Annotated in this window: 12 protein-coding genes; 9 read left to right on the top strand and 3 right to left on the bottom strand. The window is 71.0% G+C overall.

Translation table 11 applies throughout. The features are described from left to right. Nucleotides 1-45: 45 nt before the first annotated feature. Both QJ852_08315 and QJ852_08320 read left to right on the top strand, forming a co-directional pair. Nucleotides 46-1,020, top strand: a complete 975-nt coding sequence (locus QJ852_08315; GenBank protein ID WGX98442.1) for a pyridoxal-phosphate dependent enzyme — start codon at nt 46-48, stop codon at nt 1,018-1,020. A 55-nt stretch (nt 1,021-1,075) separates the two neighbouring features. Beyond that, nucleotides 1,076-2,578 carry an LCP family protein gene (locus QJ852_08320; protein WGX98443.1) on the top strand — a complete coding sequence of 501 codons (1,503 nt, stop codon included), beginning with the start codon at nt 1,076-1,078 and terminating at the stop codon, nt 2,576-2,578. A gap of 10 nt (nt 2,579-2,588) precedes the next feature. Here QJ852_08320 and QJ852_08325 read toward each other — a convergent pair whose 3' ends face one another. Next, nucleotides 2,589-3,365, bottom strand: coding sequence for an inositol monophosphatase (locus tag QJ852_08325; protein WGX98444.1), 777 nt, complete (start codon nt 3,363-3,365; stop codon nt 2,589-2,591). 63 nt (nt 3,366-3,428) lie between these two features. Here QJ852_08325 and QJ852_08330 point away from each other — a divergent pair, with 63 nt between their 5' ends. After that, nucleotides 3,429-3,824 carry a hypothetical protein gene (locus QJ852_08330; GenBank protein ID WGX98445.1) on the top strand — a complete coding sequence of 132 codons (396 nt, stop codon included), beginning with the start codon at nt 3,429-3,431 and terminating at the stop codon, nt 3,822-3,824. A gap of 8 nt (nt 3,825-3,832) precedes the next feature. Here the strand turns inward: QJ852_08330 and QJ852_08335 are convergent, their stop codons facing one another. Next, nucleotides 3,833-5,296 carry an ATP-binding protein gene (locus tag QJ852_08335; GenBank protein ID WGX98446.1) on the bottom strand — a complete coding sequence of 488 codons (1,464 nt, stop codon included), beginning with the start codon at nt 5,294-5,296 and terminating at the stop codon, nt 3,833-3,835. A 23-nt stretch (nt 5,297-5,319) separates the two neighbouring features. Between QJ852_08335 and QJ852_08340 the strand changes: the two genes are divergently transcribed. Continuing rightward, nucleotides 5,320-6,228 (top strand): glycosyltransferase family 2 protein, encoded by a 909-nt coding sequence (locus QJ852_08340; protein WGX98447.1) that lies wholly within the window; start codon nt 5,320-5,322, stop codon nt 6,226-6,228. Next, entirely contained in the window at nt 6,225-7,127 is a 903-nt protein-coding gene (locus QJ852_08345) for a glycosyltransferase family 2 protein (GenBank protein WGX98448.1), read from the top strand. Before QJ852_08340 ends, QJ852_08345 begins: the two co-directional genes overlap by 4 nt. Here the strand turns inward: QJ852_08345 and QJ852_08350 are convergent. Further along, nucleotides 7,036-8,172, bottom strand: a complete 1,137-nt coding sequence (locus QJ852_08350) for a phosphatase PAP2 family protein (GenBank protein WGX98449.1) — start codon at nt 8,170-8,172, stop codon at nt 7,036-7,038. The genes QJ852_08345 and QJ852_08350 overlap by 92 nt on opposite strands. 97 nt (nt 8,173-8,269) lie before the next feature. Between QJ852_08350 and glf the strand changes: the two genes are divergently transcribed. Genes glf through QJ852_08370 form a run of 4 tightly spaced genes read left to right on the top strand, consistent with a single transcriptional unit; the run spans nt 8,270 to nt 13,117 of the window. Beyond that, nucleotides 8,270-9,472, top strand: coding sequence for a UDP-galactopyranose mutase (gene glf / locus QJ852_08355; GenBank protein WGX98450.1), 1,203 nt, complete (start codon nt 8,270-8,272; stop codon nt 9,470-9,472). Beyond that, nucleotides 9,469-11,472 carry a glycosyltransferase gene (locus QJ852_08360; protein ID WGX98451.1) on the top strand — a complete coding sequence of 668 codons (2,004 nt, stop codon included), beginning with the start codon at nt 9,469-9,471 and terminating at the stop codon, nt 11,470-11,472. The genes glf and QJ852_08360 overlap by 4 nt, the downstream gene beginning before the upstream one ends. Continuing rightward, on the top strand, nt 11,469-12,356 hold the full coding sequence (locus QJ852_08365; GenBank protein ID WGX98452.1) for an ABC transporter permease: 888 nt from the start codon (nt 11,469-11,471) through the stop codon (nt 12,354-12,356). The genes QJ852_08360 and QJ852_08365 overlap by 4 nt, the downstream gene beginning before the upstream one ends. Next, nucleotides 12,356-13,117, top strand: coding sequence for an ABC transporter ATP-binding protein (locus QJ852_08370; protein ID WGX98453.1), 762 nt, complete (start codon nt 12,356-12,358; stop codon nt 13,115-13,117). Before QJ852_08365 ends, QJ852_08370 begins: the two co-directional genes overlap by 1 nt. Nucleotides 13,118-13,136: the final 19 nt, after the last annotated feature.

A 13,136-nucleotide genomic window follows, 5' to 3' on the forward strand; every position in this document is an offset into this window, starting at 1 on the left:
AGGAACTATTGGACCGATGGGTGTCGGCTCGTCGAGGATGGACCCATGGCGCGTACCGAGCTGACCTTCGAGGGGGTCGTGGCCGCCGCCGAGATCGTGGCCCGCGAGCTGCCCGCGACCCCGCTGCAGTCCCATCCGCTGCTCGACCGGGCGCTGGACCGCCCGGTCCTGGTCAAGCACGAGAACGTGCTGCCGACCGGCGCCTTCAAGGTGCGGGGCGGGGTTCACCTCGCCGCCCGGCTGAGCGACGCCGAGCGCGCGCACGGGCTGGTCACCTGCTCGACGGGCAACCACGCGCAGTCCGTCGCGTACGGCGCCCGGCTGGCCGACGTCCGCGCCACGATCGTGATGCCCGCGAGCGCCCCCGCGGCCAAGCGCGAGGCGGTCCGGGCCCTGGGCGCCGAGGTGGTCCTCGTCGGCGCCAGCCTGGGCGAGGCCGGCGAGCACGCCCGCGCGCTGGCGGCCGAGACGGGCGCGTCCTTCGTCTGTCCGACCGACGAGCGGATCGTGCTGGGCCACGCGACGGCGTACCTCGAGCTGTTCGGCCAGGCGCCCGACCTGTGCACCCTCTACGTCCCCGTCGGCAGCGGCACCGGCGCCGCCGGCGCGTGCCTGGTGCGCGACGCGCTCGCCCCGCGGTGCCGGGTCGTCGGCGTCCAGTCGGCGGCGGCGCCGGCCGGCTGGCGCTCCTGGCGCGCCGGCTCGATCGAGACCGCGCCCGCGACGACCCGTGCGGCCGGGCTGGCCACCACGACCGGGTACCCGCGCACCCAGGCGGTCCTGCGCGATCGCCTCGACGACTTCGTGCTCGTCGACGACGACGCGATCGACGCCGCCGCGCGGCTGCTGGCCACCTGTGCGCACACGCTCGCCGAGGGGGCCGGCGCGGCGTCGCTGGCCGGTGCCGTCGCGAGCGGGGGCCCGGCGGACGACACGGCGCCGGTCGCCGTGGTCTGCACCGGCGCCAACGCCTCGGCCGACGAGATCGCCCGGCTGGCCGGATCGGTCGCCGCAGCCTGAGGGGTCGCGGCGCGTCGCCACCGGAGTGACGCGTGTGACTGGTGATACTGGGCGGGTGCAGGACAGGACCCCCGTCGACGACCGCGCCGCCCGGGTGCGGTTCCGCCGGGCACTGACCCTGATGGCGTTCACGCTGGTCGTGCCCGGCTCCGCGCAGCTGATCGCGGGCAACCGGGCGATCGGCCGCCTCGCCGTACGGCTCTGGCTGGCGTCGCTCGGCACCCTCCTCGTCGTCGCCGCCTGGAGCTGGTTCGACAACGGCTTCGCGCTGTCCCTCGCGTTCAGCCCGACCGTGATGCTCGTCATCCGGCTCTACCTCATCGTCGGCGCGGTCTGCTGGGCCGCGCTCTTCGTCGACGCCTGGCGGATCGGCCAGCCGCTCAGCCTGCGGCTCCCGCACCGCCGCGCGGTCGTCGGCGTCAACGGCATCCTCTGCTTCTCCGTCGCCGGCACGATGCTCTTCGGCGCCCACCTCGCCGCCGCCCAGCGCGAGTGGCTGACCATGTTCGCGGACGGTGACCTCGGCAGCGCGCACGGCGGGCGCTACAACATCCTGCTCATCGGCGGTGACTCCGGCAACGACCGCTGGGGCCTGCGCACCGACTCGATGACCGTCGCGTCCGTCGACGCCACGACCGGCCGCACCGTGATGATCGGCCTGCCGCGCAACATGCAGAACTTCCCGTTCCGCAAGGGCAGCGTGATGGACGAGCAGTTCCCCGAGGGCTTCGACTGCGACGGCTGCTATCTCAACGGCGTCAGCACCTGGGTGGGCGACCACACCGACCTGTTCCAGGACTCCGAGACGCCGGGCATCGACGCCACGGTGTCGGCCATCGAGGGGATCACCGGCCTCGACATGAACTACTGGGTGATGGTCAACATGCGCGGCTTCGAGCGGCTGGTCGACGCTTTCGGCGGAGTCACCCTCAACGTCCGTCAGCGGATCCCCGTCGGCGGCCTCGGCAAGGACGTCACCGGCTACATCGAGCCCGGCGAGCGCAAGCTCGACGGCCACGACGCCCTCTGGTACGCGCGGGCCCGCGAGGGGTCCGACGACTACTCGCGGATGGCGCGCCAGAAGTGTGTGTTCTCGGCCCTCGTCTCCCAGGTGAGCCCGGCCCAGGCGCTCACCAACTTCCAGGAGATCGCCCAGGCGTCCAGCGCGATGATCCAGACCGACATCCCCGGCGGCGCGCTCAGCGACTTCGTCCAGCTCGCCCTGCGCGCCCGGACCCAGAAGATCTCCTCGGTCTCCCTCGTGCCCCCGCGGATCGACACCGCGCGGCCCGACATCGATCTGGTCCAGCAGATGGTCAGCGACGCGATCGACAAGGCCGAGGGCGACCTGAAGGCCGCCAAGAAGGGCAGCGGCAAGGCCGAACACAAGGCCGACGACGAGAAGTCGGCCGGCGACGCGCCCGCGAGCGAGGGCAAGGGCGCCGACGAGCAGGCGGGCGACCAGGACGACGCAGGTACCGTCACCGGCGGCTCGCTGGGCTCGCGCAACGAGGGCTACAAGGCCAACGAGACCGACGACGTCGCCGCGGCCTGCTGACCGCTCGCCGCTACCAGGCGGGCGCGCCGAGGGCGGCCACCGCGGCGTCGTACGTCGCCCGGTCGGGTGCCGCGACGATCCCGCCGGCCAGCCCCCGGGGGACCAGCGGACCCCCGTCGTGCCGGCCGATGACACCGCCGGCCTCGGTGAGGATCAGCGCGCCGGGGAGGTGGTCCCACGGCATGCTGCGGCTGTAGACCAGGGCGCGGGCGTCGCCGGCGATCAGGTGCGGATAGTCCACCCCGCAGCAGGCCCAGGTCAGCTCCAGGGTCCCGAGGGCGCCGAGCTCACGGCCCACCCACGACCGACGGGCGGTGCGGAAGGGCGTGGTGGCGCTCGGAGCGGAGACGGTCAGCCGCTCACCGTCGCGCCACGCGCCGGCGCCACGCTCGGCGGCGTACGACGTGGCGTGCTGGGGCTGCCAGATCCAGCCCCGGGTCACCTCGCCGCCACGCACCTCGGCCACCATCACCGCGTGGTCGGGGGAGCCGTTGACGAAGTTCTTGGTGCCGTCGACCGGGTCGACGGTGAAGGCGTGGTCGGCGGCGGTGAACCGGTCGAGCAGGGACGGGTCGGCGCTCATCGCCTCCTCGCCGAGCACCAGCGCGTCGGGATAGGCGGCCTGCAGCGCGGCGGTGATCAGGGCCTCCGACTCGTGGTCGGCCACCGTCACCAGGTCGCCGGGGTTCTTCTCCGTGACCTGCTCGTCGGCCAGGGCCCGGAAGCGGGGGTTGATCACCTCCGCGGCGACGTCCTGGAGCAGGGTCAGCACGGCGGAGGTGTCCACGGGGCCACCGTAACGGGACGCGCCGACGAGACAGTGCCAGGGTCGGTGGGGTTGGCTAGCGGCATGCGCTTCACCGAGCACGAGCTGACCGCCGCCCTCGCGGGCGCGGCCAAGGTGGTCCTGGCGGCCGACCGCCGCCTCCGCAAGCGCGGGGTCGACGTCGACACCGCGTGGGACCAGATGGACCGCTACCAGCGCTTCAAGGTCCTCGACGCGCTCGGCGACCAGGTGCTGCCCGTCCTCGTGGCTCTCCCCGACGTCGACGTCGCCCCCGGCACCCGCCCCACGTACGACGACCGGGTGGTCGCCGAGGTCGTCGACGGTCTCGTGGCGAAGGGCCGCGGCCGACTGCGGCGCGCGGTCGAGGTGAAGGCCCGCACGGCCCTGGTCCAGGCCGCGCTCGCCGCCGTCCCGCCCCGGCTGGACCCCGACGCCCTGCTGTCGGGCGACGATCTCTGAGACGTGGGCTAGGAGTCCGCCGCCCCGGCCTCGCCGCCGTAGCCCAGCACCGCTCGGGTCATCTGGTTGCGGGTGTCGAGCAGATCGTCGAGCGCGGCGTCGAGGTCGTCGGCGTCGACCCGCAGCGCTCCCTCGTCCGCCGGGATGCGTTCGGCGGCCACCACTGCGGCGCGGCGCAGCAACTCCTTGAGGAACGACGCGGTGACCTGGTCGGTGCGGTCGAGGACGTCGTCGAGCCGGCTCAGGTCGACGTCGAGGGCGCCCCGGTAGAGCTCGACCAGCCGGCGCCGCGACTCCCGGTCGGGCAGGTCGATGCGCACCGCCTGGTCGACCCGGCCGGGGCGGGAGGCGAGCGCGGGCTCGAGCAGGTCGGCGCGGTTGGTGGTGAGCAGGAAGACGACGTCGGCGTCCTCGTCGAGGCCGTCCATCTCGTTGAGCAGGGTGAACAGCAGCGGGCTCTCGCCGCCGTAGTGGCCGCGCTCCTCGGCGATCAGGTCGACGTCCTCGACCACGATCATCGACGGCTGCAGGGCGCGGGCGATCGAGCAGGCCTCGCGGATGGCGGGCAGGGTGTCCCCGGTCAGCTCGACGACGGTGGTGTCGGTCAGCTCGCTGATCAGGTAGCGCACCGAGTGGGTCTTGCCGACGCCCGGCGGGCCGTAGACCAGGAGCCCGCGCTTGAGGTGCTGGCCCGCCGCCCGGAGCCGGGCACTGTTGCGTGCCACGCCGACCACCTGGCGGCGCAGGTCGGCGAAGGTCGTCGGCGGCAGGACCAGGTCCTCGGGGGTCATCGCCGGGCGCTCGTGGAAGCGCAGCAGCGAGCCGCGCTCGCCGAACATGCTCGCGCCGAACGACACCACCTGGCCGCGGTAGACGTTGCGGGCCAGTGCCTCGTCCCGCAGCCGCCGCCCGAGCGCCTCGGCGCGGGCGGGGTCCGCCGCGATGAGCTCGACGGCGACCTGGTGCCGGCCGCTCTCGTCGTCGGGACCGAGCACGAGCAGCGCGCACGCCGTCGTCCCGCTGCCGAGGAGGACGACGGCGGCCTGGAGGCACTCGCGGGTCGCGCCGCCGGGCCCGCTGGGCAGTGCGGTCCGGGTGACATTGCCCGGGCGCGGCCCGTACTGGGCCTGGCGGGGGTCGTCGCCGATCAGCTCGGCGAGTCCGAACGGGCCGTGGTGGCGGTGCCCGGTCATCCCGACCACCTGCGCCCCGCCGTCCTCGGCGAGGACGACGTCGAGCGCGCCCTGCACGTTGACCTGCTCGTACGACGCCCACTGCTCCCGCACGACCGGGAGCTCGTGGAGCGGCGCCCCCAGGTGCTCGGCGATGAGTGCGCGGAACGTCGGCTGGTCCGCAGCCCGGGCCCGCTGGGACATGCTGCGCACCAGGAAGCGCCCGTAGCGGCCGATGTCGGAGAGCCGGGGCGTGTCGTCGTCCCCGGACGCGGCCTGCGAGGTTGCGGTGAACGCCATCGCCCGAGGATAGGGTCTGCTCCGTGCGTGTGCAGGCCGTCGTGGTGACCTTCAACCGGCTGGCGATGCTGCAGCGGCTCGTGCCGCGGCTGCAGGAGATCCCCGGCCTGGAGCGGATCCTGGTCGTCGACAACGCCTCGACGGACGGCACGGGGGAGTGGCTCGTGGCCCTCGACGACCCGCGGGTGGGGCACGAGACACTGACCACCAACACCGGTGGCGCGGGCGGCTTCCACCACGGCCTGGGCTGGGCGGTCCGCGAGGGCGCGGACCTGGTCTGGCTGATGGACGACGACGGCCTTCCGGCGCCCGACTGCCTCGACCTCCTGCTCGAGCGCGTCGAGCGCGACCGGCTGGAGTTCTGCGGACCGGCGGTGCTGGCCGAGCAGGACCCGTCGCGGCTGTGCTTCCCGATCCGGCTGCCCGGCGGCACCCGCGTCGTCCACGAGATGGCCGCGGTCGAGGCCGCGGCGCGCGACGGCCTGATCGACGACGTCGTGATCCCGTTCAACGGCGTGCTCGTCACCCGCGAGCTCGTCGAGCGGATCGGGCTCCCGCGCGAGGAGTTCTTCATCTGGGGCGACGACGTGGAGTACCTCTGGCGCGCCCAGCGGGCCGGTGCCCGGATCGCCACGGTCGTCGACGCGCACTTCCTCCACCCGGCCACCGACGACCTCGGGACGCCGATGATGTTCGGCCGCACGACGTACAACCACACGCCGAGCGACCTCAAGCACTACTGCATGGCCCGCAACAACACGCTGAACCTGCGCGCCTACCGGGGCTGGCTGCACGTGCTGCTGTTCTGGCTCAAGACCGTGTGGTTCTACCTGTTCACCAAGCCGCAGCCGGGCCGGATCCCGCTGAGCGCGCGGGCCGCGGCCGCCGGCCTGCGGGGCGACTTCACCGGCCACCGGACGTACCTCCGGTGAGCGGCGAGCGGGCCGAGCGGGTCGCGGTCGTCGTCGTCACCTACAACCGGGCCGATCTGCTGCGGGGGATGCTCGAGGGCCTGGCCGGGCTCGACCGCGCTCCCGACGCGGTGTTCGTCGTCGACAACGCCAGCACCGACCACACTCGCGAGGTCCTCGGGGCGAGCACCCTCCCCGGGCTGGTCGCCATCCACGCCGGCGACAACCTCGGCGGCGCGGGTGGCTTCCGGCTCGGCCTGCGGACGGCCTACGAGCAGGGGTACGACGTCATGTGGCTGATGGACGACGACGTGGTCCCGGCCCCCGACTGCCTGACCCGGCTGCTGGAGGCGGACGGGTGTTGCCTGATCGCGGTCCGCGAGGACCGGTCCGGCGCACTCGTCGAGAAGGCGGCGCTCCGCTTCGACCTGCGCAACCCGCTGGCGATCCGGCCCAAGACCGCCAGCATCGACTCCACCTACCCCAGCCGGGCCGCGATGCCGGCGACCGTCGAGGTCGAGAACGTCGCCTTCGAGGGCTTCCTGGTCCGGCGCGCGGTGATCGACCGGATCGGCCTGCCCGACGCGTCGTACTTCATCTTCTACGACGACGTGGACTTCGCGATCCGCGCCCGGCGCGCCGGCTTCCCGATCCGGGCCGTGCGCGACGCGGTGCTCGTGCGCCAGCTGGACTTCGACCAGCAGCACGACCTCGCCGGCTGGAAGGGGTACTACATGTACCGCAACCTGTTCGTCGTGCACTTCCGGTACGGCGAGAACCTGCTCGTGCGGCTCAAGCCGGTGCTGATCGCGCTCGCGGTCGTCGCGCTCAGTCCGTTGCGGGGTGGTCGGGCCGAGGCACGGAACGTGTCGCGAGCGCTCCGGGATGCTCGGGCGATGCGGACCCCGCCGGAACGCTGACCGGGTCCGGCACCAGCCGGGCGCGCAGGCCCACCCGGTTGCCGGTGGCGATGCCCGCGATCCAGACCGCGAACGCGCCCAGCGCGGCCCCGGCGATCACGTCGACGAAGAAGTGCCAGCCGAGGTAGACGGTGGCGAGCACGGTCAGGCCGAAGAAGGTCCAGGCGCTGATCCGCACCCAGCGGGCCAGCTTGACCAGCTGCACGATCAGGCAGATCGTCATCATGATGCCGACGTGGAGCGACGCGAAGGCCGCGATCGTCTGCAGCGTCCCCGCGCCGACCGGGTCGGCGAGGACCGCCACGCGGTCGTCCCACATCGAGCTCGCCAGCCGGCTGACGTAGGTGTCGGGCAGCGCGGCGAAGGTCCGGGGGTCGGAGTAGATCGGGCCGACCGTCGGGACCAGGACGTAGAGGACCGCGCCGAGCGCCCAGTCGACGGCGACGGCTGTGACGTACCACTCGCCGGCACGGGTGTGCCGGGTCCAGACCAGGGCGATCGCGATCGACACCGGCACCAGCGCGATCCAGACGATGTAGACCGCCGAGAAGAAGTGGGCGGCGAGGCCGGTGCCGAACCACGCGTGCAGGATCGCGGCCGGGTCGTGGCCGGCGAAGAGGAACTTGTCGAGGTCGGCCAGCGGGTCGTCGTAGATCTTCTCGTGGACGAAGGGCGCCATGCTCTTCACGTTGCGGAAGGCGGCGTAGCAGAGGTACCACGCGATGACGCCGTTGAGCGCGAACTTCCAGTGCGACAACGGCCAGCGCTCGCGCAGCACCGTGCGGAAGGTGCTCCCGATCCGGCGCAGCCAGCCGCCGCGGGGGCGCCCGGCCGCGAGCAGCGTGCGGGGGACCACGTCGATGGCGATCGCGCCGAGCACGATCGCGGGGAACCGGATGTAGCCCGGGATCAGGCTGTCGGGGTCCTGGATCGGGATGTCCTCGACGAGGGAGAAGACCACGGTGAGAACGGCCAGCCCGAGTCCGGCGAGCCATGCGAGGGCGAAGGATGGCGCGCCGCGTCCGGTCGTCTGGTGCGTGTACACCAGAACAGGATATGCGTCACGCCCACCGGGTGCCGGACAGCACCCGACCGCGCGTCCGAATGGGGAAGCCGGGGGAACATCCGTAAACTGACCGATCGTGTCTGTCACCTCGTCGAACTCCGGCCTCCCCGATGTGGTCGTCGTCGGCTCCGGCTTCTTCGGTCTCACGATCGCCGAGCGCTGCGCCGCCGACCTCGACCTGAAGGTCCTGGTGATCGAGCGCCGCTCCCACCTGGGCGGGAACGCCTACAGCGAGCCCGAGCCGGAGACCGGGATCGAGGTGCACAAGTACGGCGCGCACCTGTTCCACACGAGCAACGAGCGGGTGTGGGAGTACGTCAACCGGTTCACCTCGTTCACCGGCTACCAGCACCGCGTCTACTCGACGCACAACGCCCAGGTCTACCCGCTGCCGATCAACCTCGGCACGATCAACCAGTTCTTCGACGCGGCCTACACGCCGGCCGAGGCGCGCGCGCTGATCAAGGAGCAGGCCGCCGAGCTGGGTGACAAGGAGCCGGAGAACTTCGTCGAGAAGGGCGTCTCCCTCATCGGCCGCCCGCTCTACGAGGCGTTCATCGCCCACTACACGGCCAAGCAGTGGCAGACGGCGCCCGAGGAGCTCTCGGCCGACATCATCTCGCGGCTGCCGGTGCGCTACACCTACGACAACAGGTACTTCAACGACAAGTACGAGGGCCTGCCGACCGACGGGTACGCCGCCTGGCTGGCCCGGATGGCCGACCACCCCAACATCGAGGTGGTGCTCGACACCGACTTCCGTAGCCCCGGTGTCGCCGACACCTACAAGGGCAAGGTCCCGATCGTCTACACCGGCCCGGTCGACGAGTACTTCGCCAACAGCGAGGGCCGCCTGTCGTGGCGCACCGTCGACCTGGTCCCTGAGGTCCTCGACGTCGACGACTTCCAGGGCTGCGCAGTCATGAACTACCCGGACCCTGACGTCGACTTCACCCGGATCCACGAGTTCAAGCACTTCCATCCGGAGCGGAGCTATCCCGCGGGCAGGACGGTCATCGTCCGGGAGTACAGCCGCTTCGCGGAGGACACCGACGAGCCGTACTACCCGGTCAACACCGCCGAGGACCGCGAGAAGTTGTTGAAGTACCGCGACCTCGCCGAGCGCGAGCCGATGGTCCTCTTCGGCGGTCGCCTCGGCACCTACAAGTACCTCGACATGCACATGGCGATCGCCTCGGCGCTCTCCATGTACGACAACCGGCTCAAGCCCCACTTCGCCGAGGGCGCGGAGCTCAAGAGCGGCGGAGTCGACGCATGAGCGATACCTCGACCGTGCAGCGGCTGCTGCAGCGCCAGATCCTGCCGCTCGACACCGACCCCGACGTCCTGCCGCTCTACCTCGACTGCGAGGAGACCAACCTCGACGAGGACAAGTACGTCGTCGGCGGCTCGCGGGCGGCCAAGGAGCTCAACAACGCCTCGATCCGGCAGAAGACCTCCACCGGGCGCGCCGTGCGCCCCGACCAGGTGCTGTCCCGCACCGCCGTCCTGGTGCCGTCGGGCGAGAAGGTGTCGTTCGGCACCTACTTCAACGCCTTCCCGGCCAGCTACTGGCGCCGGTGGAGCGTGGTCACGGCCGTGACGCTGACCGTGACGGTGCGCGGCTCCGGCGCGACCGTGATCGTCAACAAGTCGATGGCCAACGGCCGCCAGCAGAAGGTCGACAGCGGGGTCACCGAGGCCGAGGGCCCGACCACGCTGACCTTCGAGCTCACCCTCGGCCCCTTCATCGACGGCGGCTGGTACTGGTACGACGTCGTGGCCGGCCACGGCGACGTGACCGTCGAGTCCGCGGAGTGGACCGCCGCCGTCCCCGCCGACCGCGTCGAGCACGGCACGGTCGACCTGGCCATCACGACGATGAACCGGCCCGACTTCTGCGCCAAGCTGCTCGGCCAGCTCGGCACGGCCGAGCTGCTGCCCTACCTCGACACGGTCTTCGTGATGGAGCAGGGCAGCCAGCTGGTCCGCGACAGCGAGTTCTTCCCCGGCGCCGAGGCGGGCCTCGACGGCCGGCTGCGCGTGCTCCAGCAGGGCAACCTCGGCGGCTCGGGCGGCTACGCCCGCGGGCAGCTCGAGTCGGTCCGCAAGGGCACCGCGACGTACGCGATGATGATGGACGACGACGTCGTCTGCGAGCCCGAGGGCATCATCCGCGCGGTCACCTTCGGCGACCTGGCCAAGCGGCCCACGATCGTCGGTGGCCACATGTTCAGCCTCTACGCCAAGAGCCGGCTGCACAGCTTCGGCGAGATCGTCCAGCCCTACCGGTTCTGGTGGATGTCGCCCAAGGACGGCTTCCAGGACTGGGACTTCGGCGCGCGCAACCTGCGCTCGGCCCGCTGGCTGCACAAGCGTCAGGACGTCGACTTCAACGGCTGGTTCATGTGCATGATCCCGCGCCGGGTGCTCGAGGACATCGGTCTCTCGCTGCCGCTGTTCATCAAGTGGGACGACTCCGAGTACGGCCTGCGCGCCAAGGCCGCCGGCGTACCGACCGTGACCTTCCCGGGCGCCGCGGTCTGGCACGTGCCGTGGACCGACAAGAACGACGCCCTCGACTGGCAGGCCTACTTCCACCAGCGCAACCGGTTCGTCGCGGCCCTGCTGCACTCCGGCTACCCGCGTGGCGGTCGGCTGCTGCAGGAGAGCTTCGCCTTCGACCTGGCCCACCTCGTGTCGATGCAGTACTCCACGGTCGAGCTGCGGATCCAGGCGCTCGAGGACGTGCTCGCGGGACCCCACGGGCTGCACGGGATGCTCGGCACCCGGCTGGGCGAGGTGAACGCCGCCCGCTTGCAGTTCACCGACGCCCAGCTGCATGCCGACGCCGACGACTTCCCGCCGGTCCGGCGCGAGAAGCCGCCCCGCAAGGGCAAGGACCTCAGCGACGTCCCCGGTCGCCTCTCGAAGGCGATCACTGCCGGGCTCGCGCCGATCCGCCAGCTGAAGCGGCCGCGCGACCTCTCCCGGGAGTTCCCGGAGGTGGAGATCCGCGCGATGGACGCGAAGTGGTACCGGATCGCGAGTTTCGACTCCGCGATCGTGTCGATGAACGACGGCACCTCGGCAGCGCTCTACCAGCGCGACCGCGAGCGCTACAAGGCGCTGGTGCGTCGTACCGTCCAGCTCCACAACCGGTTCCGTCGCGACTGGGACGAGATCGCGGGTCAGTACCGTGCCGCGCTCGGCGACATCACCTCGCCGGAGACGTGGGAGAAGACCTTCGCACCGTGGACGGAGGGGGAGCAGCGATGACCGCGACCTCGCCCGACGAGGCGGACCTCCCGCCGCTGCGGCCGCCGTCCTCCGACAACGGTCTGCTCGGCGTCCTGCGCCGCCGCTACCTGCTCCAGCTGCTGGTGCGTCGCGAGATCAGCGCGCGCTACCAGGGGTCCTTCCTCGGCCTGATCTGGTCCTACATCAATCCGCTGACGCAGTTCTGCATCTACTACTTCGTCGTCGGCTTCATCTTCAACCTGCACGCCGACATCCCGAACTTCGCGATCCACCTGTTCGCAGGCCTGACCGTGGTGCACTTCTTCACCGAGACCTTCGGCGCGGGGACCCGGTCCATCGTGCGCAACCGGGCACTGGTCGTGAAGATGGCCATGCCGCGGGAGATGTTCCCCGTCGCGACGATGCTGGTCTCGCTCTACCACGTGTTCCCGCAGATCGTCATCCTGATCATGGCGTCCTTCCTGTCGGGGTGGACGCCCGAGCCGGTGGATCTCCTCGCCCTCCTGCTCGGCCTGCTGATCTGCGGCCTGCTCGGCCTGGCGGGCGCGTTGTTCTTCAGCGCCGCGAACGTCTTCTTCAGCGACTTCGGCAATATCGTCAGCGTCTTCAACAACTTCGTGCGTTGGGGCGTGCCGATGATGTACTCCTACGCGATGGTCGACGACCGCTTCGGACGATTCGCCCACTACTACCTCTACAACCCGCTGGCCGACGCCGTCCTGCTCTTCCAGCGGGCGTTCTGGGTGGGCACGGTCGACGACCCCGACCATGTCGCCGTCGCGGCGATGCCCGACCATCTGCTGCTCAACGGCGTCATCATCGTGGCCATCTCGGCGCTGATCCTGTGCGTCGCCCAGTTCGTCTTCAGCAGGCTCGAGAACAAGATCCCGGAGCGTCTCTGATGGCCGCATCGATCGTCGTGGAGAACGCGACCAAGTACTTCACCCTCCGCTACCACCGCACCTTCAAGGAGGTCGCGGTCGCCAAGGCGAAGGGGCGGCAGACGTCCGAGACCTTCAAGGCCGTCGATGACGTGTCCTTCACGGTGGAGCAGGGCGAGTCGATCGGCATCATGGGCCTCAACGGCTCCGGCAAGAGCACCCTGCTCAAGATGATCAACGGCGTGATGAAGCCCGACGAGGGCTCGATCCTCACCCGCGGACGGATCGCCGGCCTGATCGCCACCGGCGCCGGTTTCCACAACCAGCTCACCGGTCGGGAGAACCTCTACCTCAACGCCGCCATCCTCGGGATGACCGAGCAGGAGATCCGCCGCAAGTTCGACGACATCGTCGAGTTCGCCGAGCTCGGCCCCACCCTCGACGGTCCGGTCGGCCACTACTCGTCGGGCCAGAAGGCCCGGCTCGGCTTCGCGATCGCGATCCACGTCGACTCCGACATCTTCCTCGCCGACGAGGTCCTCGCCGTCGGCGACAAGCCGTTCCGGGTCAAGTGCATGAAGCGGATGCGCCAGATCCGCAAGAGCGGCCGCACCCTGTTCTATGTCAGCCACTCGCCGGAGTCGGTCATCAAGATGTGCAACCGGGTGCTCGTGCTGGAGAAGGGCCGCCTCGGGTTCGACGGAGACCCGACCGAGGCCGTGCACTACCTGCGCTACGACGAGGGCGACGACATCGACGACGAGATCGCCAACGACATCTGAGTTGGATGGGCCGAGCGCG

This window comes from Nocardioides sp. L-11A, from assembly GCA_029961745.1.
Classification (GTDB): domain Bacteria; phylum Actinomycetota; class Actinomycetes; order Propionibacteriales; family Nocardioidaceae; genus Nocardioides.

What these genes read in the sequence shown, in the direction of transcription:
- QJ852_08315 (WGX98442.1), top strand. Translation starts at nt 46, where the DNA reads ATGGCGCGTACCGAGCTGACCTTCGAGGGGGTCGTGGCCGCCGCCGAG.
- QJ852_08330 (WGX98445.1), top strand. Translation starts at nt 3,429, where the DNA reads ATGCGCTTCACCGAGCACGAGCTGACCGCCGCCCTCGCGGGCGCGGCC.
- QJ852_08335 (WGX98446.1), bottom strand. Translation starts at nt 5,296, where the DNA reads ATGGCGTTCACCGCAACCTCGCAGGCCGCGTCCGGGGACGACGACACG.
- QJ852_08360 (WGX98451.1), top strand. Translation starts at nt 9,469, where the DNA reads ATGAGCGATACCTCGACCGTGCAGCGGCTGCTGCAGCGCCAGATCCTG.
- QJ852_08365 (WGX98452.1), top strand. Translation starts at nt 11,469, where the DNA reads ATGACCGCGACCTCGCCCGACGAGGCGGACCTCCCGCCGCTGCGGCCG.
- QJ852_08370 (WGX98453.1), top strand. Translation starts at nt 12,356, where the DNA reads ATGGCCGCATCGATCGTCGTGGAGAACGCGACCAAGTACTTCACCCTC.